At 71.9% G+C, this 25,982-nt stretch carries 24 protein-coding genes; 18 read left to right on the top strand and 6 right to left on the bottom strand.

The features are described from left to right. The first annotated feature begins 106 nt into the window (after window positions 1-106). The 4 genes from AAFN69_RS09975 (at window position 107) to glmM (ending at window position 5,158) form a co-directional block, all read left to right on the top strand. On the top strand, window positions 107-1,729 hold the full coding sequence (locus tag AAFN69_RS09975) for an ATP-binding cassette domain-containing protein (RefSeq protein ID WP_347727988.1): 1,623 nt from the start codon (window positions 107-109) through the stop codon (window positions 1,727-1,729). 541 nt (window positions 1,730-2,270) lie between these two features. Beyond that, on the top strand, window positions 2,271-2,714 hold the full coding sequence (gene rplM, locus AAFN69_RS09970; protein ID WP_347727987.1) for a 50S ribosomal protein L13: 444 nt from the start codon (window positions 2,271-2,273) through the stop codon (window positions 2,712-2,714). A gap of 46 nt (window positions 2,715-2,760) precedes the next feature. Beyond that, window positions 2,761-3,279 carry a 30S ribosomal protein S9 gene (gene rpsI, locus AAFN69_RS09965; protein ID WP_347727986.1) on the top strand — a complete coding sequence of 173 codons (519 nt, stop codon included), beginning with the start codon at window positions 2,761-2,763 and terminating at the stop codon, window positions 3,277-3,279. Between the two features lie 520 nt (window positions 3,280-3,799). Next, a complete protein-coding gene (gene glmM, locus AAFN69_RS09960; RefSeq protein WP_347727985.1) occupies window positions 3,800-5,158 on the top strand; it encodes a phosphoglucosamine mutase in 1,359 nt (452 codons plus the stop codon). Between the two features lie 105 nt (window positions 5,159-5,263). Here the strand turns inward: glmM and AAFN69_RS09955 are convergent, their stop codons facing one another. Together AAFN69_RS09955 and coaA are read right to left on the bottom strand one after the other, a co-directional pair. Next, window positions 5,264-6,220: a DUF389 domain-containing protein gene (locus AAFN69_RS09955; RefSeq protein WP_347727984.1), complete on the bottom strand. Its 957-nt coding sequence runs from the start codon at window positions 6,218-6,220 to the stop codon at window positions 5,264-5,266. 52 nt (window positions 6,221-6,272) lie between these two features. Continuing rightward, window positions 6,273-7,256 carry a type I pantothenate kinase gene (gene coaA / locus AAFN69_RS09950; RefSeq protein WP_347728113.1) on the bottom strand — a complete coding sequence of 328 codons (984 nt, stop codon included), beginning with the start codon at window positions 7,254-7,256 and terminating at the stop codon, window positions 6,273-6,275. A 218-nt stretch (window positions 7,257-7,474) separates the two neighbouring features. Here coaA and glmS point away from each other — a divergent pair, with 218 nt between their 5' ends. Further along, window positions 7,475-9,322: a glutamine--fructose-6-phosphate transaminase (isomerizing) gene (glmS, locus tag AAFN69_RS09945; protein WP_347727983.1), complete on the top strand. Its 1,848-nt coding sequence runs from the start codon at window positions 7,475-7,477 to the stop codon at window positions 9,320-9,322. A 4-nt stretch (window positions 9,323-9,326) separates the two neighbouring features. Next, window positions 9,327-9,695, top strand: a complete 369-nt coding sequence (locus AAFN69_RS09940) for a holo-ACP synthase (protein ID WP_347727982.1) — start codon at window positions 9,327-9,329, stop codon at window positions 9,693-9,695. A 130-nt stretch (window positions 9,696-9,825) separates the two neighbouring features. Here the strand turns inward: AAFN69_RS09940 and AAFN69_RS09935 are convergent, their stop codons facing one another. Both AAFN69_RS09935 and AAFN69_RS09930 read right to left on the bottom strand, forming a co-directional pair. After that, window positions 9,826-11,910, bottom strand: coding sequence for an endoglucanase (locus AAFN69_RS09935; protein ID WP_347727981.1), 2,085 nt, complete (start codon window positions 11,908-11,910; stop codon window positions 9,826-9,828). Between the two features lie 26 nt (window positions 11,911-11,936). Beyond that, window positions 11,937-12,503: a hypothetical protein gene (locus AAFN69_RS09930; RefSeq protein ID WP_347727980.1), complete on the bottom strand. Its 567-nt coding sequence runs from the start codon at window positions 12,501-12,503 to the stop codon at window positions 11,937-11,939. 207 nt (window positions 12,504-12,710) lie between these two features. On the opposite strand from AAFN69_RS09930, the gene AAFN69_RS09925 reads away from it, so the two are divergent. The 5 genes from AAFN69_RS09925 (at window position 12,711) to AAFN69_RS09905 (ending at window position 18,467) form a co-directional block, all read left to right on the top strand. Further along, window positions 12,711-14,150 carry an NAD(P)H-hydrate dehydratase gene (locus tag AAFN69_RS09925; protein ID WP_347727979.1) on the top strand — a complete coding sequence of 480 codons (1,440 nt, stop codon included), beginning with the start codon at window positions 12,711-12,713 and terminating at the stop codon, window positions 14,148-14,150. Between the two features lie 1,031 nt (window positions 14,151-15,181). Further along, window positions 15,182-16,336, top strand: a complete 1,155-nt coding sequence (gene alr / locus AAFN69_RS09920) for an alanine racemase (RefSeq protein ID WP_347727978.1) — start codon at window positions 15,182-15,184, stop codon at window positions 16,334-16,336. A 43-nt stretch (window positions 16,337-16,379) separates the two neighbouring features. Further along, window positions 16,380-17,594: an alpha/beta hydrolase gene (locus tag AAFN69_RS09915; protein WP_347728112.1), complete on the top strand. Its 1,215-nt coding sequence runs from the start codon at window positions 16,380-16,382 to the stop codon at window positions 17,592-17,594. Beyond that, window positions 17,566-18,075, top strand: a complete 510-nt coding sequence (tsaE, locus tag AAFN69_RS09910; protein ID WP_347727977.1) for a tRNA (adenosine(37)-N6)-threonylcarbamoyltransferase complex ATPase subunit type 1 TsaE — start codon at window positions 17,566-17,568, stop codon at window positions 18,073-18,075. Before AAFN69_RS09915 ends, tsaE begins: the two co-directional genes overlap by 29 nt. 209 nt (window positions 18,076-18,284) lie before the next feature. Next, complete coding sequence (locus AAFN69_RS09905) at window positions 18,285-18,467, top strand: hypothetical protein (RefSeq protein ID WP_347727976.1); 183 nt, start codon at window positions 18,285-18,287, stop codon at window positions 18,465-18,467. Window positions 18,468-18,510: 43 nt separating this feature from the next. Here the strand turns inward: AAFN69_RS09905 and AAFN69_RS09900 are convergent, their stop codons facing one another. Beyond that, window positions 18,511-19,035, bottom strand: coding sequence for a hypothetical protein (locus tag AAFN69_RS09900; protein WP_347728111.1), 525 nt, complete (start codon window positions 19,033-19,035; stop codon window positions 18,511-18,513). Window positions 19,036-19,190: 155 nt separating this feature from the next. On the opposite strand from AAFN69_RS09900, the gene tsaB reads away from it, so the two are divergent. From tsaB to AAFN69_RS09880, 4 genes are all read left to right on the top strand, one after another. Continuing rightward, window positions 19,191-19,844: a tRNA (adenosine(37)-N6)-threonylcarbamoyltransferase complex dimerization subunit type 1 TsaB gene (gene tsaB / locus AAFN69_RS09895; RefSeq protein ID WP_347727975.1), complete on the top strand. Its 654-nt coding sequence runs from the start codon at window positions 19,191-19,193 to the stop codon at window positions 19,842-19,844. A gap of 74 nt (window positions 19,845-19,918) precedes the next feature. Beyond that, on the top strand, window positions 19,919-20,371 hold the full coding sequence (gene rimI, locus AAFN69_RS09890) for a ribosomal protein S18-alanine N-acetyltransferase (RefSeq protein ID WP_347728110.1): 453 nt from the start codon (window positions 19,919-19,921) through the stop codon (window positions 20,369-20,371). After that, the gene (gene tsaD / locus AAFN69_RS09885; RefSeq protein ID WP_347728109.1) at window positions 20,368-21,492 is read left to right on the top strand and encodes a tRNA (adenosine(37)-N6)-threonylcarbamoyltransferase complex transferase subunit TsaD; all 1,125 of its coding nucleotides are present in this window, start codon (window positions 20,368-20,370) and stop codon (window positions 21,490-21,492) included. Before rimI ends, tsaD begins: the two co-directional genes overlap by 4 nt. Continuing rightward, complete coding sequence (locus AAFN69_RS09880) at window positions 21,489-21,779, top strand: hypothetical protein (RefSeq protein ID WP_347727974.1); 291 nt, start codon at window positions 21,489-21,491, stop codon at window positions 21,777-21,779. Before tsaD ends, AAFN69_RS09880 begins: the two co-directional genes overlap by 4 nt. 12 nt (window positions 21,780-21,791) lie before the next feature. On the opposite strand, the gene AAFN69_RS09875 is transcribed toward AAFN69_RS09880, so the two are convergent. Next, complete coding sequence (locus AAFN69_RS09875; RefSeq protein ID WP_347727973.1) at window positions 21,792-22,502, bottom strand: helix-turn-helix domain-containing protein; 711 nt, start codon at window positions 22,500-22,502, stop codon at window positions 21,792-21,794. A gap of 113 nt (window positions 22,503-22,615) precedes the next feature. On the opposite strand from AAFN69_RS09875, the gene AAFN69_RS09870 reads away from it, so the two are divergent. From AAFN69_RS09870 to AAFN69_RS09860, 3 genes are all read left to right on the top strand, one after another. Next, complete coding sequence (locus tag AAFN69_RS09870) at window positions 22,616-24,130, top strand: MFS transporter (RefSeq protein ID WP_347727972.1); 1,515 nt, start codon at window positions 22,616-22,618, stop codon at window positions 24,128-24,130. 185 nt (window positions 24,131-24,315) lie between these two features. Continuing rightward, window positions 24,316-24,672, top strand: a complete 357-nt coding sequence (locus tag AAFN69_RS09865; RefSeq protein WP_347727971.1) for a YciI family protein — start codon at window positions 24,316-24,318, stop codon at window positions 24,670-24,672. Between the two features lie 56 nt (window positions 24,673-24,728). Then, window positions 24,729-25,970: a DUF6596 domain-containing protein gene (locus tag AAFN69_RS09860; protein WP_347727970.1), complete on the top strand. Its 1,242-nt coding sequence runs from the start codon at window positions 24,729-24,731 to the stop codon at window positions 25,968-25,970. Window positions 25,971-25,982: the final 12 nt, after the last annotated feature.

The raw sequence follows: 25,982 nt of genomic DNA, 5'->3' as shown, positions 1-25,982 counted from the left end.
CCTGCCGCTCTCCGCCGGACCCCCACGGAGGCCCCCCCTGCCCAGAAGTCATGCCGGGCATCCTAATCCGGTTGGGTGAGAGCGGGGATGGCCTCACAATCGGCACATGGGACATCTTGAAGCAGCGCATCTGGAGTACTACCTGCCCGATGGGCGGGTGCTGCTGGGCGATGCGTCGTTCCGGGTGGCCGACGGTGCCGTGGTGGCCCTCGTGGGGGCGAACGGCGCGGGGAAGACCACCCTGTTGCGGCTGATCTCGGGGGAGCTCCAGCCGCACGGCGGTTCGGTGTCGGTGAGCGGCGGGCTGGGGGTGATGCGGCAGTTCATCGGATCGGTGCGTGACGAGCGCACGGTCCGGGATCTGCTGGTCTCGCTGGCCCAGCCCCGGATCCGGGCGGCGGCGGAGGCGGTGGACGAGGCCGAGCGGCTGATCATGACGGTGGACGACGAGTCGGCCCAGATGCGGTACGCGCAGGCGCTGAGCGACTGGGCGGAGGCGCGGGGGTACGAGGCCGAGACCGTCTGGGACATGTGCACCACGGCCGCGCTCGGGGTGCCGTACGAGAAGGCGCAGTGGCGCGCGCTGACGACCCTCAGCGGCGGCGAGCAGAAGCGGCTGGCGCTGGAGGCGCTGCTGCGCGGCCCCGATGAGGTGCTGCTGCTGGACGAGCCGGACAACTACCTGGACGTGCCGGGCAAGCGGTGGCTGGAGGAGCGGCTGAAGGAGACCCGCAAGACGGTCCTCTTCGTCTCGCACGACCGGGAGCTGCTCTCCCGGGCGGCGGAGAAGATCGTCAGCGTGGAGCCCAGCCCGGCGGGGTCGGACGTCTGGGTGCACGGGGCCGGATTCGCCACGTACCACGCCGCCCGCAAGGAGCGGTTCGCCCGCTTCGAGGAGCTGAAGCGGCGCTGGGAGGAGGAGCACGCCCGGCTGAAGGCGCTGGTGCTGCGGCTGCGGCAGCAGGCGGCGAACAGCCCGGACATGGCCTCGCGGTACCGGGCGATGCAGACCCGGTTCAAGAAGTTCGAGGACGCGGGCCCGCCGCCGGAGCCGCCGCGCGAGCAGGAGATCCGGATGCGGCTGCGCGGTGGCCGTACCGGCGTCCGCTCGCTGACCTGCAAGGGTCTGGAGCTGACCGGTCTGATGAAGCCCTTCGATCTGGAGATCTACTACGGCGAGCGGGTGGCCGTCCTCGGGTCGAACGGCTCGGGGAAGTCCCACTTCCTGCGGTTGCTGGCGGGGGACACCTCGGTGGCGCACACGGGGGAGTGGAAGCTGGGCGCCCGGGTGGTGCCCGGACACTTCGCGCAGACCCACGCCCACCCGGAGCTGCTGGGCCGGACGCTGGTCGACATCCTCTGGACCGAGCACGCCAGGGACCGGGGCGGCGCCATGTCCGTACTGCGCCGGTACGAGCTGGAGCGGCAGGGGGATCTGCCTTTCGACAAGCTCTCCGGCGGCCAGCAGGCGCGCTTCCAGATTCTGCTGCTGGAGCTGGAGGGGACGACGGCGCTGCTCCTGGACGAGCCCACCGACAACCTGGACCTGGAGTCCGCCGAGGCTCTCCAGGACGGTCTGGAGGTGTACGAGGGCACGGTGCTGGCGGTGACCCACGACCGCTGGTTCGCCAAGAGCTTCGACCGCTATCTGGTCTTCGGCTCCGACGGTGTCGTACGGGAGACGCCCGAGCCGGTCTGGGACGAGCGCCGGGTGGAGCGGGCGCGCTGACGGGGCCGCCGTCCGCCCCTGTGGCGCGGTGTCGGTGCGCCACAGGGGTGATCTCTCGGGTGACCGGGACTCACTCATCCGCTGCATGTCACTGACAGTAGCCATGTGAAGTCGGTTACCGACAGTGCCGAAAGTAGCTCTGTGTGACAACTTTCGTCTTCCGGCTCCGATACTTCCGCCGGGCCGGCCGATACTTCGGCCGGCCCGTTCCCGCCACCGCCCAACCCGGGTTCCGTCGCTGTTCCGCCGGGTTTCGCCGCTGTTCCGGCAGGTCCTCCGGGCCCCGTGCCGGCCGGCGTTTTGACCCGTCCGGCGGTGCGCGGGTAAGCTTCTGCTTCGTTATGCGTATTGGCTTGCTCTATCTCACGTGAGGGGCCCTTACGCCGGTTCACCGGGCCGATGACCAGCGGCAGGCACTCGGGTTGCGTCCCCGACATGCCGCCAGTGCTGTCGTCGTCGTCCGGGTGGCCTTGTCAGGACCCGCTCCCGGGGCTTCATCGCCCGGGGAGTCCCACTCACTGAAGAAGCGAAGGCTACGACCGTGCGTACGTACAGCCCCAAGCCCGGCGATGTGACGCGCCAGTGGCACATCATCGACGCGCAGGACATCGTCCTGGGCCGTCTGGCGACAACGGCAGCGAACCTCCTCCGGGGCAAGCACAAGCCGATTTACGCCCCCCACATGGACATGGGCGACTTCGTCATCATCATCAACGCCGACAAGGTTCACCTGTCCGGCAACAAGAAGACCCAGAAGATGGCGTACCGCCACTCCGGTTACCCGGGCGGTCTGCGCTCCGTCCGTTACGACGAGCTGCTGGCCAAGAGCCCCGAGAAGGCCGTCGAGAAGGCCATCAAGGGCATGATCCCCAAGAACACCCTGGGCCGCCAGATGCTCTCGAAGCTGAAGGTCTACGCGGGCGACACCCACCCGCACGCTGCGCAGCAGCCGGTCCCGTTCGAGATCACCCAGGTCGCGCAGTAGTTCCGGCCACACCACCCCTAAGACGAAAAGAAATCTGAGGAATATCGTGGCCGAGACCACCCCCGAGACGACCGTCGAGACCGAAGAGGTCTTCGCCGAGGTCACCACCTTCGAGTCGGAGGTGCCCGCCGACGGCGAGTACACCACCGAGTCGCTCGCGTCCCGCTTCGGCGACCCGCAGCCGGCCGCCGGCCTGGGCCGTCGCAAGAACGCCATCGCCCGCGTCCGGATCGTTCCGGGCTCCGGCAAGTGGAAGATCAACGGTCGCACCCTTGAGGACTACTTCCCCAACAAGGTGCACCAGCAGGAAGTCAACGAGCCCTTCAAGGTGCTCGAGCTCGACGACCGTTACGACGTTGTCGCCCGCATCTCGGGTGGCGGCGTCTCCGGCCAGGCCGGCGCCCTGCGCCTCGGTGTGGCCCGTGCGCTGAACGAGGCGGACGTGGACAACAACCGCGCCCCGCTGAAGAAGGCCGGCTTCCTGAGCCGCGACGACCGCGCGGTCGAGCGCAAGAAGGCCGGTCTCAAGAAGGCCCGCAAGGCCCCGCAGTACAGCAAGCGTTAATCGCTGCCTGTTCTGCATCTGTACGTACGCCCCGGCGGCACTCCGTGCTTGCCGGGGCGTACGGCTTTTCCCCGGGCTTTCCGACATGGTTTCGCGCCGATTCCGGGCGCGGAGTTGTCGTACGGAGCCGTCCGGGCGGATTCTGTTGGCGGGGAGGCCGGACACGGACCCGCGCTCCGGCGGGGCGCGGATTCTCCGCGGAGATCCACTGAGCGGAAGTCGCTGAGCGGAAAGCCACTGAACAGAGAGTTACCGGACAGAGATCCACCGGTACCGAGCCGTGACAGCGGCCGTGCCGGAACGGTGCATACGATTTCCGTACCAGTGGGGAGCGGGATTCTGTGCTCGGCCTGCGTTTCGGAGCGAAGCCTCCCGCCGGATTCCCGCGGACAGCACGGGGGACGGAGGCTATTACCACGCCCCGTGCAGCGTGTTGAACACCACCTCGGGCCAACACGGGCAGGAAGCGTTCATAGGCTTGCGTTTTCGGAGCTTCACGGACCAATTTCGGAGGACAGCTGTGGGACGACTCTTCGGCACGGACGGCGTGCGCGGTGTCGCCAACGCGGACCTGACGGCAGAGCTTGCGCTCGGCCTCTCGGTCGCCGCGGCGCATGTGCTCGCCGAGGCGGGAACCTTTGCGGGGCACCGGCCCACCGCCGTCGTCGGACGTGATCCACGAGCGTCGGGGGAGTTCCTGGAGGCCGCGGTCGTGGCGGGTCTCGCCAGCGCCGGCGTGGATGTGCTGCGCGTCGGCGTGCTCCCCACCCCCGCGGTGGCTCATCTGACCGGTGTGCTCGGCGCCGACCTCGGTGTGATGCTCTCCGCCAGCCACAACGCCATGCCGGACAACGGCGTCAAATTCTTCGCCCGCGGCGGCCACAAGCTCGCCGACGAGCTGGAGGACCGCATCGAGACCGTGTACGAGCAGCACCGCACCGGGGCGCCGTGGGAGCGGCCGACCGGGGCGGGCGTCGGCCGGGTCCGGGAGTACGACGAGGGCTTCGACACATACGTCGCGCACCTCATCGGCGTACTGCCCAACCGTCTCGACGGCGTGAAGGTCGTCCTGGACGAGGCGCACGGCGCCGCCGCCCGGGTCTCGCCCGAGGCGTTCACCCGTGCCGGGGCCGAGGTCGTCACCATCGGCGCCGACCCGGACGGCCTCAACATCAATGACGGCTGCGGTTCCACCCATCTGGCGCTGCTGAGGGCGGCCGTCGTCGAGCACGGCGCCCATCTGGGCATCGCGCACGACGGGGACGCCGACCGCTGCCTCGCCGTCGACGCCTCGGGTGCCGAGGTCGACGGCGACCAGATCCTCGCCGTGCTCGCCCTCGCCATGCGCGAGGCCGGCACCCTGCGCGGCGACACGGTGGTCGGCACGGTGATGTCCAACCTCGGCTTCAAGCTCGCGATGGAGCGGGAGGGCGTCCAGCTGGTCCAGACGGCCGTCGGCGACCGGTATGTGCTGGAGTCGATGAAGGAGCACGGCTACGCGCTCGGCGGCGAGCAGTCCGGCCATGTGATCGTCCTCGACCACGCGACCACCGGGGACGGCACCCTCACCGGTCTGCTCCTGGCGGCCCGGATCGCCGCGACCGGCCGGCCGCTGGCCGAGCTGGCCGGGGTGATGGAGCGGCTGCCGCAGATCCTGATCAATGTCCCCGATGTGGACAAGTCCCGCGTCCACACCTCGGCCGACCTGGCCGCGGCGGTCGCGGAGGCGGAGCACGAGCTGGGCGCGACCGGCCGCGTACTGCTGCGTCCGTCGGGTACCGAGCCGCTGGTCCGGGTCATGGTCGAGGCCGCCGACATCGAGCAGGCCCGCTCGGTCGCCGAGCGCCTCGCGGACGCGGTGAAGTCGGCGCTGGGCTGAGCCCGGGGTTCCGGGGACGCGGCGGCCCGCCCGCCGCGCCCCCGGAATCGCGCCGTCCGTCGTCCCCGTGCCGCGCCGGGTGCCGCCGGGGCCGTACCGGGGGCCTCACGCCCCGGTCTTGGCCTTCCGCGGTATCCGCCGGGCCTGGAATCTCGTCCAGAGCCCCTTCTGCACGATCAGTGTCAGTGTTCCCGCGAGCACGATCCCCAGCAGATTCAGCAGCAGCTGCTCCGTGGAGCCCCATGCCTGCCGGTACTCCTGGAAGGAGAAGGCGACCGCCGCGTTCGCCGCCGCCGGCACCGTCGTCACCGAGATCGCCACTCCGACCAGGGCGCCCACCCTCGCCGAGGTCAGCGAGAGCATTCCGGCGATGCCCGCCAGGACCGCCACCACGAATGAGAATTCGTCCGGCCGGTAGATGAAATTGGTGTTCGGGCGCTCGGCTTCGAGATCCTTCGCGTGGAAGAGCTCCATCCAGGCCATCAGATGGCTGAAGCCCACCGTCACCACTATGGCGACGGCGAATCCCGCGATCAGCGCCAGAAACGACCGCCACGCCAGTCTCGGGGCGCGCTGCACCAGCGCCGTACAGAATCCGGCCAGCGGCCCGAATTCCGGACCCACCGCCATCGCGCCCACGATCAGAATCGCGTTGTCCAGCACCACACCGCAGGCGGCGATCATCGTCGCCAGCGAGAGAAAGGCGATATAGGTGGCGGAGAGCGTGGACTCCTCGTGGGTCGCGTCCTGCAACTGCTCCCAGAGCACCGCGTCCGCCGCCTCGCCCGGAGCGTCCTTCTCGGCCCGGTCGGCGCGGGTGGAGAGGGAGAGGTCGATGTTCTCCACCGCGATGGAACCGCACTCGTCGATTCCGAGCTCCCGGAGCCCGGAGATCAGCTGATCGCCGGCCTCCCGCGCGACATCGCACATCACCAGATCGCCCTGCGGATCGCGGGCCGCGCCGGGCACCACCGCGACATGGGTGGTGCCGACGGTCCGCTCGACGAGGTCGACCACCTCGGCGGTGCGGTCGGCCGGGGTGATCAGACGCAGATGGAGCACGGCCGGGGGTCTCCTCGGAAGGGGGGTGGAGTCTGCCGTGCACCCGCGCGGTTCAGAGCTTGCGCAGTGACAGACGCTGGACCTTGTGGTCCGGCCCCTTGCGCAGGACGAGCGTGGCGCGGCCCCGGGTGGGGGCGACATTCTCCAGCAGGTTGGGCTTGTTGATGGTCCGCCACATCGTACGGGCGTACTCCATGGCCTCCTCCTCGGAGACCTGGGTGTATTTGCGGAAGTACGAGAACGGGTTCTGGAAGGCCGTCTCGCGCAGCCGGCCGAAGCGGCTGAGGTACCAGCGCTCGATGTCCTCGGGCCGGGCGTCCACATAGACCGAGAAGTCGAAGTAGTCGGCGAGCCCGACCCTGGTGCGGCCGTCCTTGCCGGGGAGCGCGGGCTGGAGGACATTGAGCCCCTCGACGATCAGGATGTCGGGGCGGCGCACGGTGAGCCGTTCGCCGGGGACGATGTCATAGATGAGATGGGAGTAGACGGGGGCGGTGACCTCGTCCTTGCCCGCCTTGATGTCGGCGACGAAACGCATCAGGGCCCGGCGGTCGTAGGACTCGGGGAAACCTTTCCGCGACATCAGGCCGCGCTCCTGGAGCTCCTTCATCGGGTGCAGGAAACCGTCGGTGGTGACCAGCTCCACCCGGGGGTGCTCCGGCCAGCGGGCGAGGAGGGCCTGGAGGAGCCGGGCCACGGTGGACTTGCCGACGGCGACGGAACCCGCGACCCCTATGACGAAGGGGGTGCCGCGCTGCTCGCCCTGTCCGCGGCCCGCGTCGCCGAGGAAGGTGTTGAGCGCGCCGCGCAGCTCGCCGGTGGCCCGGACATAGAGATTGAGCAGCCGGGAGAGGGGGAGATAGACATCCCGCACCTCGTCCAGATCGATCACGTCGCCGAGCCCGCGCAGCCGTTCGACCTCCTCGGCGGAGAGGGGGAGCGGGGTCCTGTCGCGCAGGGCGCTCCACTCGGCCCGGGTGAGGTCGACATAGGGGGTCGACGGGTGCCCGTCCCTGCGGTGGGTGCCTCGCGGCATGTCCCGGGGAGCGCTGCTCTGTGACGGTGAGGAGATCACCTTCACATTGTCGGGGGTGGACGCGGATTGCGGATGGTGTGCTCGATCACGCGGGGCGACGGCCGGGGCGGCCCGGGAGTCGGTCGGGGAGTCGGTCGGGGCGGCGGGCCCGGCCACACGGCTGACGGCGGGACCCGGGGTCCACGGCGGGGCACGGCCGCCGCCGTAGGCTGCCGGACATGTGCGGAATCGTGGGTTACGCCGGCGGGCGGTCGGCGCTCGATGTGGTCGTCGCGGGACTGAAGCGGCTGGAGTACCGCGGGTACGACTCCGCCGGGGTGGCCGTGCTCTCCGACGGCGGCCTGGCCGCCGCGAAGCGGGCGGGCAAGCTCCGCAATCTGGAGAAGGAGCTGACGGAGCGGCCCCTGCCGAGCGGATCGACCGCCATCGGGCACACCCGGTGGGCGACCCATGGCGCGCCGACCGATCTCAACGCCCACCCGCATCTGGACCACGCCGGACGGGTCGCGGTCGTCCACAACGGAATCATCGAGAACTTCGCGGAGCTGCGGGCCGAGCTGTCGCTGCGCGGACAGGCCCCGGTCTCGGAGACGGACAGCGAGGTGGTCGCCCATCTGCTGGCCGAGGCGTTCTCCTCCTGCGGTGAGCTCGCGGAGGCGATGCGCCAGGTGTCCCGGCGGCTGACGGGGGCGTTCACCCTGGTGGCGGTGCATGCCGATGAGCCGGGTGTGGTGGTCGGGGCGCGCCGGAACTCCCCGCTGGTGGTGGGCGTTGGGGAGGGTGAGTCCTTTCTCGCCTCGGATGTGGCCGCGTTCATCGCCCATACGCGTTCCGCGATCGAGCTGGGTCAGGACCAGGTGGTGGAGCTGCGCCGGGACCGGATCACGGTGACCGGTTTCGACGGGGCTCCCGCTGATGTGCGGCCGTATCACGTCGACTGGGACGCTTCGGCCGCGGAAAAGGGGGGGTATGACTACTTCATGCTCAAGGAGATCGCCGAGCAGCCCAGGGCCGTGGCCGATACGCTCCTCGGCCGGATCGGCACCGACGGCGCGCTGACGCTCGACGAGGTCCGGATCCCGGTCGAGGAGCTGCGGGAGGCGAGCAAGGTCGTGGTCGTCGCCTGCGGCACCGCCTTCCACGCCGGGCTGATCGCCAAGTACGCCATTGAGCACTGGGCCCGTATCCCGTGCGAGGTGGAGACGGCGAGCGAGTTCCGCTACCGGGACCCGATCCTGGACCAGCGCACCCTGGTGGTCGCGATCTCCCAGTCGGGGGAGACCATGGACACACTGATGGCGCTGCGGCACGCCCGGGAGCAGGGAGCCCGGGTCCTGGCGATCTGCAATACGAACGGATCGACGATCCCGCGCGAGTCGGACGCCGTCCTCTACACCCATGCCGGGCCCGAGATCGCCGTCGCCTCCACCAAGGCGTTTCTGACCCAGCTGGTGGCCTGCTATCTGCTGGCCCTCTATCTGGGGCAGGTGCGCGGCACCCAGTGGGCGGACGAGATCCGGGCGGTGGTCCGGGAGCTGTCGCGGATCTCCGGCGCCGTGGAGCGGGTACTGGCGACGATGGAGCCGGTGCGCGCCCTCGCGCGCTCGCTCGCGGGGAAGAACACCGTCCTCTTCCTGGGGCGGCATGTGGGCCATCCGGTGGCGCTGGAGGGGGCGCTGAAGCTGAAGGAACTGGCGTACATGCATGCCGAGGGGTTCGCGGCGGGGGAGCTGAAGCACGGTCCGATCGCGCTGATCGAGGAGGATCTGCCGGTGGTGGTCGTGGTGCCGTCACCGTGCGGGCGCTCGGTGCTGCACGACAAGATCGTCTCGAACATCCAGGAGATCAGGGCACGCGGCGCGCGGACGATCGTGATCGCGGAGGAGGGGGACGAGGTGGTCGTACCGTACGCGGATCATCTGATCCGGATCCCGGCGACGCCCACCCTGCTCCAGCCACTGGTGGCCACCGTGCCCCTGCAGGTCTTCGCGTGCGAGCTGGCGACCGCGCGCGGCAATGAGGTCGATCAGCCGAGGAATCTCGCCAAATCCGTGACAGTGGAGTGAGCAAGTGATCATTGGGGTGGGGATCGACGTCGCCGAGATCGACCGGTTCGCCGCGTCGCTCTGGCGCACACCGGGGATGGCCAAGCGGCTCTTCCTCGACAGCGAACTGCTGCTGCCGAGCGGCGAGCGGCGCGGAGCCGCGTCGCTCGCGGCGCGTTTCGCCGCGAAGGAGGCGCTGGCCAAGGCGCTCGGCGCACCGGTGGGGCTGCGCTGGACGGACGCGGAGGTGTGGGTGGAGGAGAGCGGACGCCCCCGGCTGAATGTGTACGGGACGGTGGCGGCGCGGGCGACGGCCCTGGGGGTGACCTCGTGGCACATCTCGCTGAGCCATGACGCGGGGGTGGCCTCGGCGGTGGTGATCGCGGAGGGCTGAGCCCCGTGAACCCCGCCGGTTATTTCGGCCATTTCGGCGGGTGGTACGGGGTGAGACGGGCGGCGCGGGGAGAGAAATGACCCGGCCCCCTCCCGGCCGATGATCGGGAGGGGACCGGGTCGTCCCGGACCTACGCCGTGAATCTGCGGCGCAGGATGATCGCGGACGCGCCCGCCGCGGTGAGCGCGGCGGCGCCGGCGGCGAACGGGAGAATCGCCGACCCGGTGGAGGCGAGACTTCCGCTCCCGCCGGTGGTGCCTCCGCTCGCGCCGCCCGTGGCGCCGGTACCCCCGGTACCGCCGGTGGACTGGGCCCCGGGATCCGAACCGCCCGCCGAGCCACCGGCGGAGCCGCCTGCTCCACCGCTGCCGGCGGAGTCACCGCCCCCGGAGGCGCCGCCGCTGTCGGAACCGCCGCTGTCGGAACCGCCCGGATCGGGGTCGACCGGGGTCGTCGGCGCCGTGACGGTCAGCTGCCGGCTCACCGTACGGGTGCTGCCGACGGCGTTGGAGAACACCGCGCGGTAGTCGTTCCCGTCGTGCTCCACCGTGGCCTTGAAGGCGAGCTTCTCCCCGAGCTCCCCGGGGACCGGCTGCCAGCTCACGCCCTCGTCGGTCGAGACCTCCCAGCCGGCGACCGGTGCGGGAGTGCCGGTGGCGGTGGCGGTGAACTCCGCCGTCCGCCCGGCCACGACCGTCACCGGCTTCGGCGCCCTGGTGACCGCCGGTGAGACATGGCGCTGTGTCTGGACGACCTGATCCGCGGTCGCCGTGAACAGCGTGTGGTGCTCGGTGTCGAGGGCCAGCTGGGAGTCCGTGTGCGAGCCGGTCTCCAGCGTCGCGATGATCTTGTTCTCCGCCGGATCCACCGCGGCGACCGTGCCGGCCGTGGTCTGCGCCGCGTAGAGCGTCCTCGTCCCCGGATCGAAGGCCAGCGACTTCGGATTGCCGCTGACGTCCAGCTTGCCGGTGACCTTGAATTCCTTCAGATCCACGGTGAAGACGCTGCCGGCGTTGATGTTGGCCACATAGCCGGTGCGCGTCCCGGAATCGATCGCGACGCCCATGGTGCCCTGGGGCACCTTGCCCAGATCGAGTGTGCGGCTGAGCTCTCCGGTGGCGCCGTCGATCTCGTTCAGGGCGTTGTGGAACACGAACTTGCCGTCCACCCGGCCGGCGCCCATATGGGTGATGTACGCGGTGTGGGCTTCGGTGTCCACGCCCAGCCCGAACGGCGGGTAGGGCAGTGTGGCGGGTTCGCCGGCCGTCTTCCAGGTTCTGGTGTTCCAGACCGTCACCGTCTTGTTCTGGTTGCCCGCGTACAGGGTGTCCGTCGAGGGATCCACGGCCAGCAGATGGATGTTGCCGGCGGTCTCGGGCGTCCGGTTGTCGGTGATCGCACCGGTCTCGGTGTCGTAGGTCGCGATCCGGTTGGAGAGCGCCAGATGCAGGCTGTGCGAGTCCGCGTCCAGAGCCATCGCCGACGCGTGCCCGGGCAGTTCGACCGGTTCCCCGACCCTGCTGCCGGTCACCGTGTCATAGGTGGTCAGGTAGTTCTTCGTGCCGTCGCCGCTGCTGACGTACACCCGCCTGGCGCCCGGGTCGGCCTCGGCGTCGGACGGTCCGCCGATCGGTGAGTACCGGCGCACCTCGTCATGGCGCACCGTGCCCGGCGGAACCTCCGGGCCGGGCACGCCGCCGCCGCTGCCGAAGGTGATCGGGACGATCACGTCCTGCTCGCGGTCGCTGATGTGCGTATGGTCCGCCCGGGTGACGATCGCGCACTTGCGCTGGGTGCAGTCGGCGCTGCTGTCCTTCACCTTGGCGGTCAGATCCAGCGAGAAGCCGCCCTTCCCGTCACTGCCGACGGTGAACTTCTTGACGATGGGCTTGCCGTAGTCCGGCGGGTTGTTGGAGATCCAGTAGGCGGATCCCGACACACCCGAGAAGTCGCTGCCGCCCAGACAGGGGCTCGGCGCCTCACCCGGCCCGTTGAGAACGCAGATGGTGAGATAGATGCCCTTGTCGACGGCGTAGCCGGAGCCCGTCACGGTCACCTTCTGGCCGGACGGGTCGAGGTTCCTGGTGTCGGAGACGGTCAGCTTCTGCCCGGTGGGGCCATCGGCCTCACCGGGATCGGCCGCCCGCGCCGGGCCCGTGACGGCGAGTGCCGCCACGAGCAACAGCGCGGAGGCCGCGACCCGTCGTCCTCGCATGGGTCTTGTGGTGCGTATGGGCATGACTAGGAGAAGGTCACCGGGATGTAGGTGTCGTACTTGCGGTCATTGGAGTCGAAGTGGTCGGCGCGGGTGACGATCGCGCAGGTGACACCGCCCTGGCCGCAGGTCACGGTGGAGGAGAGCTGCGCCTTCACATGGATGTTGACGTTGAAGCTTCCCTTGCCCCCGGCGACCGTGTAGGGGGAGGAGTTGTTCGGGGCCATCCAGTACCAGTCCTTGTTGACCCAGTGCGAGGCGCCGGTGGTGCCGGCCTCGTCCTGACCGCCCAGACACGGCGTGGGCTTGGCGTTCCAGGTGGCCTGGTTGCTCACATCGACGCCCGCGGGTATCGCGCAGAGCCCCACGTAGATGCCCTGGCTCGGGTTGAAGCCGGAGCCGGTGACATTGACGTTCTGACCGGACGCGGCGGCCGTGTTGGGCGCGTTCACGGTCAGGGTGTAGGTCGTGCCGTCGGTGATCGTGCGGCTGACGGTGGCGGCGGACGCGGAGGAGGCGAGACCCAGGGTGAGGGCGGCGGCACCGAGCACGGCGACGGAGGCGCGCGAAAGGGTACGGACGGCAGGACGCATGGGGTTTACACCTTTCCAGAGCGCGGACGCACTGCGGCGTCCACTTAGGTAAGGCAAACCTAAGTTGAGTGTGAGGGTTCGTCAAGCGGCCGAACGGTTCCGCCTCCCCGCGGGCAACTCCACCCCCGTGCGCGACGCTTGACCGCCCGCCCGCCCGGCGATGCCGCCTCCCCCCGCCCCGGCACCCGCTGCGGCAGACTCGGTCCCATGCGCACCGCTCACAGCGTCGAAACGGTCAGAACAGCCGAGAACGAACTGATGGCCCGTCTCCCGGACGGCGCGCTCATGCAGCGGGCCGCCGCCGGACTGGCCGCCGCCTGTGCCGGACTCCTCGGCCGGGTCTACGGGGCCCGCGTCGTCCTGCTCACCGGCAGCGGCGCCAACGGCGGCGACGCGCTCCACGCCGGCGCCCGCCTCGCCCGGCGCGGCGCCCGCGTACACGCCGTACTCCTCGCCCCGGACCGCACCCACCCCGGCGGGCTCGCCGCGTTCACCGCCGCCGGCGGCCGGATCGCCGACGACCCCTTCGACGTACTGGCCGGCGCCGACCTCATCCTCGACGGCATCACCGGAATCGGCGGCTCCGGCGGGCTGCGCCCCGACGCCGTGCCCATCGCCCGCGCCGCGCGCGGCTCGGACGCGGTCATCGTCGCCGTCGACCTGCCGAGCGGAGTCGAGGCGGACAGCGGCGAGGTGCGCGGCGAGGCACTGCGGGCGGACGCGACGGTCACCTTCGGCACCCACAAGCCCGCGCTGCTGATCGACCCGGCGCGCGAGTACGCCGGAACCGTGCGCCTCGTCGACATCGGCCTCGGCCCCCACCTCCCCTCGGTACCGGAGGCCGAGGCGCCCCAGCACGCCGACATCGCCCTGCTGCTCCCCGAACCGACCGGCCGGAGCGACAAATACCGGCGCGGCGTCGTCGGCGTCGCCGCGGGATCCGCGCGCTACCCCGGCGCGGCGGTGCTCGCGGTCGCGGGCGCGCTGCGGGGCGGCGCGGGCGCGGTACGGTACGCCGGCCACGCGGCCGGCGCCGTGATCGCCCGCTTCCCCGAAGCCCTCGTCACCGACGGCCCGCCCGCGAAGGCCGGCCGCGTCCAGGCGTGGGTGGTCGGCCCCGGCCTGGGCGACGACACCGGCGCCGTGCGCGAGATCCTCGCCTCCGACGTCCCGGTCCTCGCCGACGCGGACGGCCTGCGCCCGCTCACCCCCGAAGCGGTACGGAAGCGGGCCGCGCCGACCCTCCTCACCCCGCACGCCGGAGAAGCCGCCGCGCTGCTCGGCACCACCCGCGAGGAGGTGGAATCCGCGCGCCTGGCCGCGGTGCGCGAACTCGCCTCCCGGTACGGGGCGACCGTCCTCCTCAAGGGCTCCACGACCCTCGTCGCCACGCCGGACGCGCGCGTGGCCGTCCGGGTCAACCCCATGGGCACACCCTGGCTCGCGACCGCGGGCAGCGGCGACGTCCTCTCCGGCCTCGCGGGCTCCCTCCTCGCGGCGGGCCTCTCCCCCCGCGACGCGGCGACGGCCGCGGCGTATCTGCACGGGCTGGCGGCGAGGGGGGTGGCGGGGGAGGGGGTGCCGGTGACCGCGTACGAGGTGGCGGAGGCGGTTGCGGGGGCGTGGCGCGACGTCTGCCGCGCGTGACGCCCGCGCCCTGTCCGGGGCTCCGCCCCGGGCCCGGCGCCTCAATCGCCGGCGGGGCTCTTGGGTGTGCGGGTTGCCCGTATCCCCGGGCGGGGGTCTTGTGTGTGCGGGTTGGGTGCCGCTCCGGTTCGGCACTGGGGCTGCATGATTTACGGCGCGGTCACCCGGTCTTGTTTCGATCACTCGGGTTTGCGCCACAAATCACGCTTGATGCCCCAGTACCGCTCCTGCGCGTCCCCCTTTCCGCGAGTAAGCCCAGTGCGTGATGACCGTGTTTTCCCCGTCCGCGCGTCCTGATGGAGCGGATTTGCGGTGGGGAAGCCGGGTCCGGAATGGTCGTCCGGGGGTGGGTGGGTGAGGGGCGTCAGAGTGGGCGGGTGCCGCTGGGCGGGCGCTCCCGCACCAGAACAAGCCCGACTGCGACCGGGGGCCGCTTATCGGGCGACCCCCGGGCCGCCACGGAACAAGCGCTCCCGCCCCGTACCCGCGCACCGGACACGACCGGGCTGGACAAGACCCCGAGGCACCGCAAGGCGCCGAAGGCGTCTGAAGGCCCGCACCCCCGGCAATCCGAACAACACAAGCAACGACGCGACACCGCCCCCACACCCGCCCGCACCCGCGAACAACAGCAAGCAAATTCAGCCTCGCCGGCGTTTGAGGCGCCGGGCCTGGGGCGGAGCCCCGGAAAGACACCCGCACCCCGGGACCCTGAACAACACAAGCAACGACGCGACACCGCCCCCACACCCGCCCGCACCCGCGAACAAGAGCAAGCAAATTCAGCCCCGCCGGCGTTTGAGGCGCCGGGTCCGGGGCGGAGCCCCGGAAAGACACCTGCACCCCGGGCAAGGGCGCACAAGATCCCGCCCCGCCGGAGGCAGCCGCGCCGGGTCCGGGGCGGAGCCCCGGAAAGGCACCCGCACCCCGGGCAAGGGCGCACAGGACTCGGCCCCGCCGGAGGCAGCCGCCCCGGGAAGACACCCGCACCGCGAAGGGCACCCGTACCCCGCTCTGAGAGACTGGTTTCGATGAGCCAGACACCACCACCCACCCGCGTCCGCGCCGAGATCGATCTCGGCGCGCTCCGCGCCAACGTCCGGGCGCTCCGCGCCCGCGCCCCCCGCGCCGCCCTGATGGCCGTCGTGAAGTCGGACGGGTACGGACACGGCGCGGTCCCCTGCGCGCGCGCCGCGCTGGAGGCCGGGGCGACCTGGGTCGGGACCGCCACCCCGCAGGAGGCGCTCGCGCTGCGGGCGGCCGGGATCCCGGGGCGGATCATGTGCTGGCTGTGGACCCCCGGCGACCCCTGGCGCGCCGGTATCGAGGCCGACCTCGACATGTCCGTCAGCGGAATGTGGGCGCTGGCCGAGGTGACCGCCGCCGCGCGCGAGGCGGGACGGCCGGCCCGGATCCAGCTCAAGGCGGACACCGGTCTGGGCCGCAACGGCTGCCAGCCGGGCGACTGGCCCGAGCTGGTCTCCGCCGCGCTCGCCGCCGAGGCGGCCGGCACCGTACGGATCACCGGTCTCTGGTCCCATCTGGCCTGCGCCGACGAGCCCGGTCACCCCTCGATCGCGCTCCAGCTCGCCGCCTTCCGCGAGATGGTCGCCCACGCCGAGAAGGAGGGGGTGGAACCGGAGGTCCGGCACATCGCCAACTCCCCGGCGACGCTGACCCTCCCGGAGGCCCATTTCGATCTGGTGCGGACCGGGATCGCGATGTACGGCGTGTCGCCCTCCCCGGAGCTGGGCACATCCGAGGAGCTGGGCCTGCGGCCGGTGATGACGCTCGCCGCGTCGGTCGCCCTGGTCAAGCGGGTTCCGGCGGGGCATGGTGTCAGTTACGGACACCACTACGTCACCCGGGGGGAGACCACGCTGGGCCTGATCCCCGTCGGGTACGGGGACGGAATTCCGCGCCATGCCTCCGGCCGCGCCCCCGTTCTGGTGGGCGGGGAGTGGCACCGGGCCGCCGGACGGATCGCCATGGATCAGTTCGTGGTGGATCTGGGCGGGCAGAAGATCCAGGAGGGTGCCGAGGTCCTGCTCTTCGGTCCGGGCACCCGGGGCGAACCGACCGCGCAGGACTGGGCGGAGGCCGCGGACACGATCGCGTACGAAATCGTCACCCGTATCGGTACCCGGGTGCCGCGTCTCCACCTGAACAACGACCCGCACGACTAGGAGCGGCACGGTGAGCGAGACCAGTACGGGGGAGGCCGCGGCGGTGGGCCGGGCCGTCACCGCGGTGGCGGGCGCCGCCTCCGCGGGCGGCCCCTGGCGCCGCGCGGGCATCGCCGGCGCCGCGATAGGCGTGATCGCCGCGGGCGCGGCGGCGGGTGTCGCGATCGAGCGGCTCACCGTCGGCCGGGGGATGCGCAAGCGCGCCCGGCTGGCCCTGGACGCCTCGGGGCCGTACGGCGCGCTGCGCGGCACCCCCGGCCGGGCGCTCGCCGACGACGGCACGGAGCTGTACTACGAGTCCGACGACGTCGACCCCGACGCGGGCGGCCCGCGCCGCCGCAGGCTCTTCGGCCGCAAGGCCCCCGCACCGGTGACAGTGATCTTCAGCCATGGCTACTGCCTGAATCAGGACTCCTGGCACTTTCAGCGCGCGGCCCTGCGCGGCCTGGTGCGCACGGTCCACTGGGACCAGCGCAGCCACGGCCGTTCGGCGCGCGGCGCCTCGCAGTCCGGCCCGGACCGGGTGCCGGTCTCGATCGATCAGCTCGGCCGTGATCTCAAGGCGGTGATCGACGCGGCGGCCCCGGAGGGCCCGCTGGTGCTGGTGGGCCACTCGATGGGCGGGATGACGGTGATGGCGCTCGCCGGCCAATTCCCCGAGCTGGTACGGGACCGGGTGGCCGGGGTCGCCTTCATCGGCACGTCGAGCGGGCGGCTCGGCGAGGTCAGCTACGGCCTCCCGGCCGCCGGGGTGAACGCGGTGCGCCGGGTGCTGCCGGGGGTGCTGCGCGCCCTGGGCTCGCAGGCCGAGCTGGTGGAGCGGGGCCGCCGGGCCACGGCCGATCTCTTCGCCGGGATGATCAAGCGGTACTCCTTCTCCTCCAGGGACGTCGACCCGGCGGTGACCCGGTTCGCCGAGCGGATGATCGAGAGCACCCCCATCGATGTGGTCGCGGAGTTCTATCCCGCGTTCGACGAGCACGACAAGGCGGACGCGCTGCCGGTGTTCCGGGATGTTCCGGTGCTGGTACTGGCCGGGGACCGGGATCTGGTCACCCCCAGCGGGCACAGTGAGGTGATCGCCGATCTGCTGCCGGAGTCCGAGCTGGTCATCGTGCCGGACGCGGGCCATCTGGTGATGCTGGAGCATCCGGAGGCGGTCACGGACCGGCTGGCGGACCTGCTGGTGCGCGCCGGCGCGGTCTCGGCAGCGGCTAACGTTGGCCCGTATGGAAGCACCGCACAGCCCGGCGGCTGAGACGTCCGCCGCTCATCTCGCCGTCGAGTCCGCCGCACGGATGCAGGACCTCGGACGGAACCTCGCGAAGCTGCTCCGCCCGGGTGATCTGGTGATGCTCACCGGCGAGCTGGGCGCGGGCAAGACCACTCTGACCCGGGGCCTCGGCGAGGGCCTGGGAGTACGCGGCGCGGTCACCTCCCCGACCTTTGTCATCGCCCGCGTCCATCCCTCGCTGACCGGCGGGCCCGCCCTCGTTCATGTGGACGCCTACCGGCTGGGCGGCGGGCTGGACGAGATGGAGGATCTCGATCTCGATGTCTCGCTGCCGGAATCGGTGATCGTGGTCGAGTGGGGCGACGGCAAGGTCGAGGAGCTGTCGGACGCCCGGCTCCATGTGGTGATCGACCGGGTCACCGGCGACACCGACGACGACCGGCGCCAGGTGACCCTCACCGGATTCGGCGCGCGCTGGGCGGAGGCCGGCCTCTCGGGCGTGTGAGCCCCGCCGTGACGCGCCCTGTTCACCGGTAACCCGTCGCGCCGCCGTGCCCGTACCCCCGTCGCGGGCCGGTTTCGCGACCCCGCTCGTGGATATTCCGACAAGTCGTCGGGAAAATGTTGCGCAAGGCGTGCCGTGCGTGGTCACATGTATGGACACCTGGTTAGGTCTACCTAACCAACCCTGCCCCCGCGACCCAGGAGGCAACCATGTCGGCGTCCGAGCACGAGCATCAGCCGGCCCAGCCGGTGCGTCCGCGACGGTCAGCCCCGACCGTTCCCTCGATGCGGGATCTCCTCGCGTCCTGCACCGCGGCGACCGCCGTGTCCACCCCGCCGCGCGCCGAGTCCCCGGCGAAGCCGGCCGGAAGAGCCGGCCGGGACGCCGCGTAGCGGTGACGGGGTGCCCTCGTACGAGTGAATCCGCGGGGGCGTCCTATCCGACGACGACCACCTTCGAGCCGATCGTCGCGAACCGCCACATCGACTTGCCGTCGGCCCGCTTCATCCGGACCCCGCCCGTCTGGCGTTCGGGGTCCGGGCTGGCCATCGATCCGTCCAGCGCGGCGCTGAAGCCGACCACCACATCGTCCACGCTCGCGAACCGCACCACATGCTCGATCGTGACCCCGTCCGACCCGTGGACCCGCCCCGAACGCGAGGTCACCACATAGGCCCCGGGCGGCGGATTCACCGTCGACGGCATCACCGCGAAGGTCCGGGCGACCCGGTTCCGTTCGCCCACCAGCCAGACCCGGCGCCCCTCCAGCGCGTACACCACACGGGTGCCCGAGCCCGAGTCCGGCGGCAGTGCCAGGGGATCCCGCGGCCCCTGGCGGGCGTCCGCGGTCGCCGCGCCACGAGGTGCCCGCGGGTCGCCCAGGCCGGCGGGCGCGCTCGCCGACGCCTGATAGGCCAGGAAGCCGACGGTGGTCAATGCCGCCGCCACCAGCCCGGCCACCAGTCCGGAACTGTTCCCTGCCACCGCTCTCCGCCTCTCGGTGTGCCCGCAATCGGGCGCTTTCTGGAGTTTTATTGATTTACGGCGACGTTAGCAGTCGTCGCGCTCCGTGACCGGGAGCCATGCCCCCGGCGCGGGAGCCGTAGGCTGTTCGCGTGCTCTTGCTCGCCGTAGATACCGCCACGCCCGCCGTCACCGCAGCCCTCCACGACGGCGACACCGTCGTCGCCGAGTCCAGCCGGGTGGACGCGCGCCGCCACGGCGAACTGCTGCTCCCCGCCGTCGACCGGGTCCTCGCCGAGGCCGGGGTGAAAATCGACGCCGTCACCGCCGTGGTGGCCGGGGTCGGCCCCGGCCCGTACACCGGTCTGCGGGTCGGTCTGGTGACGGCCGCCACCTTCGGCTCGGCCCTCGGCGTACCGGTGTACGGGCTCTGCACGCTCGACGGTCTCGCCTTCGCCTCCGGTCTCGAAGGCCCCTTCGTGGTGGCGACCGACGCGCGCCGCAAGGAGGTCTACTGGGCCAGGTACGCCTCGGCGCGCGAGCGGCTCGACGGGCCCGCCGTGGACCGGCCCGCCGACATCACCGCCCGGGTCGCCGGGCTGCCGGCCGTCGGCGCGGGCGCCCTGCTCTACCCCGAGACCTTCCCGGACGCCCGGGAGCCGGAGCATGTCTCCGCCGGGGCCCTGGCCTCGCTCGCCGCCGTGAAACTGGCCGCGGGCGAGGAGTTCCTGCCCCCGCTGCCGCTCTATCTGCGCCGCCCGGACGCGCAGGTTCCGAAGAACTACAAGGTGGTCACCCCGCAGTGAGCGCCGCGCCGGACCCCGTGGTGCGCGCCGCGCCGGGCCCCGCCCCGGCCGGCCCGGAGCCCGAGCTGCGCGAGATGCGCTGGTGGGACCTCGGGCCGGTGCTCGACCTCGAACACGAGCTCTTCCCCGACGACGCCTGGTCGGCCGGGATGTTCTGGTCCGAGCTGGCCCATGCCCGCGGCCCCCGCGCCACCCGCCGCTACGCGGTCGCCGAGACCGGCGGCCGGATAGTCGGATACGCGGGCCTCGCGGCGGCCGGCGGCCTCGGCGACGTCCAGACCATCGCCGTCTCCCGGGAACAGTGGGGTACGGGTCTGGGCGCCCGCCTTCTCACCGATCTGCTGCGGCATGCCACCGCCTTCGAGTGCGACGAGGTCCTCCTCGAAGTGCGGGTGGACAACCTCAGGGCTCAGAAGCTGTACGAGCGCTTCGGCTTCGAGCCCATCGGATTCCGCCGCGGCTACTACCAGCCGGGCAATGTCGACGCGCTCGTCATGCGGCTCCATGTGCAAGGGAATGTTTACTGATGGCTGACGAACCGCTCGTACTCGGCATCGAGACCTCCTGCGACGAGACCGGGGTGGGGGTCGTGCGCGGTACGACCCTGCTCGCCGACGCCGTCGCCTCCAGTGTCGACAGCCATGCCCGCTTCGGCGGGGTGGTGCCGGAGATCGCCTCCCGGGCACATCTGGAGGCGATGGTCCCGACGATTGAGCGGGCGCTGAAGGAGGCCGGGGTCTCCGCCCGCGACCTCGACGGCATCGCGGTCACGGCCGGCCCCGGGCTCGCGGGCGCGCTGCTGGTGGGGGTGTCGGCGGCCAAGGCGTACGCGTACGCGCTCGGCAAGCCGCTCTACGGGGTGAACCACCTCGCCTCGCACATCTGCGTCGACCAGCTCGAACACGGCAAGCTGCCGGAGCCCACCATGGCGCTGCTGGTCTCCGGCGGGCACTCCTCGCTGCTGCTGGCGCCGGACATCACCAGCGATGTCCGGCCGCTGGGCGCGACGATCGACGACGCGGCGGGTGAGGCGTTCGACAAGATCGCCCGGGTGCTCGACCTCGGCTTCCCCGGCGGTCCGGTGATCGACCGGCTGGCGCGGGAGGGCGACCCGAAGGCGATCAACTTCCCGCGCGGGCTGTCCGGATCGCGGGACCCGGCGTACGACTTCTCCTTCTCCGGGCTGAAGACCTCGGTGGCCCGCTGGATCGAGGCGAAGCGGGCGGCGGGGGAGCCGGTGCCGGTGCGGGACGTGGCGGCCTCCTTCCAGGAGGCGGTGGTCGATGTGCTGACCCGCAAGGCGGTACGGGCCTGTGTGGACGAAGGCGTCGACCATCTGATGATCGGCGGCGGGGTGGCCGCCAACTCCCGGCTGCGCGCGCTGGCGCAGGAGCGCTGCGAGCGGGCCGGGATCCGGCTGCGGGTACCGCGGCCGGGGCTCTGCACGGACAACGGCGCGATGGTGGCCGCCCTCGGAGCCGAGATGGTGGCGCGCAACCGGCCGCCGTCGGATCTGGAGCTCTCCGCGGACTCCTCGCTGCCGGTGACCGATCCCCATGTCCCCGGGCACACACACGGCCACAGCCACGGTCACGGCCATGACCACGATCATGTGCATGAGATCAGCAAGGACAATCTGTACTCATGACGACCGCCGTCGCGCTGATGTGGGAGGCCCGGGCGGTACGCGGCCGGGGCGCCGAGCTGCTGGAGTGGGCCCGCTCCCGGGAGCTCGCCCGGGAGCCGCTGCGCCGGGAGACCTTCCGGGCGGGTGAGGACCGGGTACTCGTCATCACCTGGTGGGAGACGGCGGACGCGGCCGGCCCGGAGTCACCCGAACCGCCCGAACTGCCCGAGCCCGCCGCCGATCTGATCACCCGGCCGGTGCACCGCTGGCGTTTCGATTCGCTGGGCACCGAGGGCCGGGAGGGCTGACGGGCCGGCCGGTCAGCCCGGCCCCGTACCGCCGTGTCCCGCGCGGCTCAGCAGTCCGTCCACGATCGCCGTCAGCTGTTCCGCCAGGTCGTACTCCCGCAGCTCGTCCCAGTGGGGGGCGAGCTCGGCCAGCCGCGGCAGCTCCGCCGCCGCCGATGCGCCGTCCGGCCGGGTGAGCATCTCCGGGAAGTGCCATCGGCGCTCGGGTTCCGCCGCCCGCCGCTCCGCCGCGGCGCGGAAGACCGCGTCCCCGTAGACGAAGTTCCAGATGGTCCGGTACGTCTGCACCGACTGACGGGTGTTCATCCCGCAGGCCAGCGCCGAGTCGATGATCTCCTCGGCCATCCACAGCGCCTGCCGGTCGGTCATGTCGCCGAGCGCCAGCACCTTCAGCACCCAGGGCGTCCGCCGCAGCAGCTCGTGCATGTGGAGGGAGACCGCGATCAGCCGGGCGCGCGGATCGGCGGGCAGCTCCGGGCGCGGGAGCGCCGTCGACGTGCCCGCGAGGGTGAGCAGCAGCAGCTCGTCCTTGTCCCGGACGTAGTGGTAGAGCGCCATCGGCGTACTGCCGACCTCTTTGGCCACCCGGCGCATGGAGAGCGCGTCCACCCCCTCCTCCTCGATGATGCGGCGCGCGGTGGCGACGATCATCTCGGGATCGAGTCTGCGCGGACGGCCCACTGTTCGCTTCCCCTCTGTTCGTTTCCTTGCCGGATCAGTCATCCGGGCATTCTCTCCCGCCCGCCCGGGATCGGCCCTCCCCGACTTTCCGTACGCGTATAGTAATGTCTCATTTTCAGGGGACCGAGGTGATGGGCCGGGGATTGGGGAACAGGATGAACGACCGTGCGCCGAGCGCGCGCTGGGTGCTGGCAGCCGTGCTCACCGTGCAGTTCCTGGTGGCGCTGGACATGTCCGTGGTCAATGTGGCGCTGCCCGACATGCGGGCGGATCTCGGTTTCACCCCCGACGGCCTGCAATGGGTGGTGGGCGCGTACGCGCTCGCCTTCGGCGGTCTGCTGATGCTCGGCGGCCGGCTCACCGACATCGCCGGCGGGCGCCGGGTCCTCACCTGGGGGCTCGTCCTCTTCGGGCTGGCCGGCCTGGCGGGCGGAGTCGTCGACTCCCCCGGAGCGCTGATCGCCGCCCGCGCGGTGCAGGGGGCCGGGGCCGCCGCGCTCGCGCCGGTCGCCTTCGCGCTGATCACCTTCACCTACCCGGCGGGCCCCGGGCGCTCCCGGGCACTCGGTCTGTGGGGCATGGCGGGCGCGGCGGGCGGCGCCTTCGGCGTACTGGCGGGCGGGGTGCTCACCGACGCGGCGGGCTGGCGCGCGGTGATGCTGGTCAATGTGCCCATCGTGCTCTTCGCCCTGGCCGCCACCGGGCGCGCGGCGCTGCCCGGCGCCCCGGCGAAGGGGACCGCGCCCCGGCTCGACATCGCGGGCGCGCTGCTGATCACCGCGAGCATGACCCTGCTGGTCCTCGGCGTGGTCCGCACGGAGTCCGCCGGGTGGGGCGCGCCCGTCACCGTACTGACGCTCGGCGCCTCGGCGCTGCTGCTGGCGGCCTTCGTCCTGGTGGAGCTGCGGACCCGGCAGCCGCTGCTGCGGCTCGGGCTCCTCGCCCAGCGCTCCGTGCTCGGCGCCAACCTCATCTCACTGCTCCTCGCCGCGTCGCAGTTCGCGGCCTTCTACTTCTGCTCGCTCTACATGCAGCAGGTGCTGGGCTACGGCGCCACCGGCACCGGCCTGGCGTTTCTGCCGTTCTGTGTGGGGGTCGTGGCCGGTTCGGTGATCGCGGCCAAGCTCCTGGCCACCCTCGGCGTACGCACCCTTCTGACGGCGGGCGGAGTCCTCGCGACGGCCGGAATGGCACTCTTCGCGGTCACCGCGACGCCGGGGGGATCCTTCGCGGTGTCGATTCTGGGGCCGTCGCTGCTCGGCAGTCTCGGGATCGGTCTGTGCTTCGTGCCGCTCGGTACGGCGGCGACCACGGGGGTTCCCGGCGGGGAGGCGGGAATGGCGTCCGGGCTGCTCACGAGCTCCCGTCAGATCGGCGGCTCGCTGGGTCTCGGCGTCCTGGTGACGGTCGCCGCCTCGGTGACCGCGGACCGGCCCGGGGCCGGTCCGCTGGCGGACGGGTTCCGGGCGACGTACTGGGTCGGCGCCGGGCTGCTCGCGGTGGGGGTGCTGGTGGCGCTGGCGCTGATGCCGGGCCGTGAGCGCACCGCCGGGGGCGGGGTGCCGGAGGCGGCTGCCGAGACCGGGGCGGGCGGGCCGCAGGGGCCGGTGGGGGCGGGCGGACCGGACGCCGGGCCGGCCGCCGAACCGGGCGCCGGGCACCGCGTCTGACGGCCCGGTCCGCCGGCCGTCGGACGGCCGGGAAAAAAATTCCCGGAAATTCCGGCGGGGATGTCGATCCGCCTGCCGCCCGTTCGACGCAAGGGTGAGAGGGAGGCGGGGAACGGCCCCGCTTCCCGCACATCCGCATCGCACATCCGAATCGCACATCCGGTTCGTACACCCGAGGAGTGGTCATGCCCCGCTTTCTGTCGCTGATCAGGATCGAAGAGCAGAACCCGCCCGTCGACGGCCCCAGCCCGGAGCTCCAGGAGCGCATGGGCGCGCTGCTGGAGGAGATCACCAAGGCCGGCGTCATGCTCGACACCGCCGGACTCGCCCCGACCTCGGAGTCGACCCGGATCACCTGGTCCGGCGGCCGGATCGGCTACACCGACGGGCCCTTCACCGAGAGCAAGGAGGTCATCGGCGGGTACTCGATCATCCAGGCGAAGGACAAGGCCGAGGCCCTGGAGTGGGGTCGGCGTTTCCTGGAGGTCCATGAGGACTACTGGACCCTGACCCTGGAGGTCCGGGAGATCGCCGAGGGCTGATCCACCGGGCGCCGCGGTGTTTGCCCGCGCCTCGCCGGCCCTGCTCTGATGGGCCGGTGACGGCAGCGGCGGCAGGTGCGGTGGAAGCGGTGTTCAGGATCGAGTCGGCGCGGATCATCGCCGGCGTCACCCGGATCGTGCGGGACGTCGGCATCGCCGAGGAGATCGCGCAGGACGCTCTGGTCGCCGCGCTGGAGCAGTGGCCGGAGTCGGGCGTACCGGATAATCCGGGCGCCTGGCTCATGGCCACCGCCAAGCACCGGGCCATCGACCTGGTGCGCCGGAAGGAGACATACGCCCGCAAACTGGCCGAGGTCGGGCGGACCCTGGAGGACATCCCGCCGCCCGCGCCGCCGGAGCCGGACGGCATCGACGACGACCTGCTCCGGCTGATCTTCACCGCCTGCCATCCGGTGCTCTCCACCCGGGCCCGGATCGCCCTCACCCTGCGGCTGCTCGGCGGTCTGACGACGGGGGAGATCGCCCGCGCCTTCCTGGCCGCCGAACCGGCCGTCGCCCAGCGCGTCGTCCGGGCCAAACGCACCCTCGCGAAGGCGGCGGTGCCCTTCGAGGTGCCGTACGGGGCGGATCGCGCGGCCCGTCTCGCCTCGGTCCTGGAGGTCGTCTATCTGATCTTCAACGAGGGGTACTCGGCGACCTCCGGCGACGACTGGCTGCGCCCCGCGCTCTGCGAGGACGCGCTGCGGCTCGCCCGGGTGCTGACCGGGCTGATGCCCGGGGAGCCGGAGGTGCACGGGCTGACCGCGCTGCTGGAGATCCAGGCGTCCCGGACCGCCGCCCGGACCGGCCCGGACGGCGAGCCGGTGCTCCTCGCCGACCAGCGGCGCACCCGCTGGAACCAGAGCGCGATCCGCCGGGGCTTCGCCGCCCTCGCCCGCGCGGGAACGGCGGAGGGCGCGCCGGGCCCGTATGTCCTCCAGGCGGCCATCGCGGCCTGTCACGCACGGGCGGTCCGTTACGAGGACACCGACTGGCGGACCATCGCCACTCTGTACGGGCAACTCGCCGCGCAGGCCCCGTCCCCGGTGGTGGAGCTGAACCGCGCGGTCGCCGTCTCGATGGCGGACGGCCCGGCGGCGGCCCTGGCGCTGGTCGACGCGCTGGCGGCGGAGCCCGCGCTGAAGGAGTACCACCTGCTGCCGAGCGTACGGGGCGATCTGCTGGCCCGGCTGGGGCGCACGGCGGAGGCGCGGGCGGAGTTCACCCGCGCCGCGGCGCTGACCTCTAACGCGCGCGAACGCGAACTGCTGCTCGCCAGAGCGGCCGCGTACGACTAGAGCGCGGAGCGC

Source organism: Streptomyces sp. CAU 1734, from assembly GCF_039888735.1.
Classification (GTDB): domain Bacteria; phylum Actinomycetota; class Actinomycetes; order Streptomycetales; family Streptomycetaceae; genus Streptomyces.
Note: the sequence above shows the minus strand (reverse complement) of the source record. Positions and strands in the feature narration are given on the sequence as shown.

Bases quoted from the DNA above. Each gene is read 5' to 3' on its own strand.
- AAFN69_RS09975 (WP_347727988.1), top strand. From the start codon at position 107: ATGGGACATCTTGAAGCAGCGCATCTGGAGTACTACCTGCCCGATGGG.
- coaA (WP_347728113.1), bottom strand. From the start codon at position 7,256: ATGCCGCGAGGCACCCACCGCAGGGACGGGCACCCGTCGACCCCCTAT.
- glmS (WP_347727983.1), top strand. From the start codon at position 7,475: ATGTGCGGAATCGTGGGTTACGCCGGCGGGCGGTCGGCGCTCGATGTG.
- AAFN69_RS09935 (WP_347727981.1), bottom strand. From the start codon at position 11,910: ATGCGAGGACGACGGGTCGCGGCCTCCGCGCTGTTGCTCGTGGCGGCA.
- AAFN69_RS09930 (WP_347727980.1), bottom strand. From the start codon at position 12,503: ATGCGTCCTGCCGTCCGTACCCTTTCGCGCGCCTCCGTCGCCGTGCTC.
- AAFN69_RS09925 (WP_347727979.1), top strand. From the start codon at position 12,711: ATGCGCACCGCTCACAGCGTCGAAACGGTCAGAACAGCCGAGAACGAA.
- alr (WP_347727978.1), top strand. From the start codon at position 15,182: ATGAGCCAGACACCACCACCCACCCGCGTCCGCGCCGAGATCGATCTC.
- tsaE (WP_347727977.1), top strand. From the start codon at position 17,566: ATGGAAGCACCGCACAGCCCGGCGGCTGAGACGTCCGCCGCTCATCTC.
- AAFN69_RS09905 (WP_347727976.1), top strand. From the start codon at position 18,285: ATGTCGGCGTCCGAGCACGAGCATCAGCCGGCCCAGCCGGTGCGTCCG.
- rimI (WP_347728110.1), top strand. From the start codon at position 19,919: ATGCGCTGGTGGGACCTCGGGCCGGTGCTCGACCTCGAACACGAGCTC.
- AAFN69_RS09880 (WP_347727974.1), top strand. From the start codon at position 21,489: ATGACGACCGCCGTCGCGCTGATGTGGGAGGCCCGGGCGGTACGCGGC.
- AAFN69_RS09875 (WP_347727973.1), bottom strand. From the start codon at position 22,502: ATGACTGATCCGGCAAGGAAACGAACAGAGGGGAAGCGAACAGTGGGC.
- AAFN69_RS09870 (WP_347727972.1), top strand. From the start codon at position 22,616: ATGAACGACCGTGCGCCGAGCGCGCGCTGGGTGCTGGCAGCCGTGCTC.
- AAFN69_RS09865 (WP_347727971.1), top strand. From the start codon at position 24,316: ATGCCCCGCTTTCTGTCGCTGATCAGGATCGAAGAGCAGAACCCGCCC.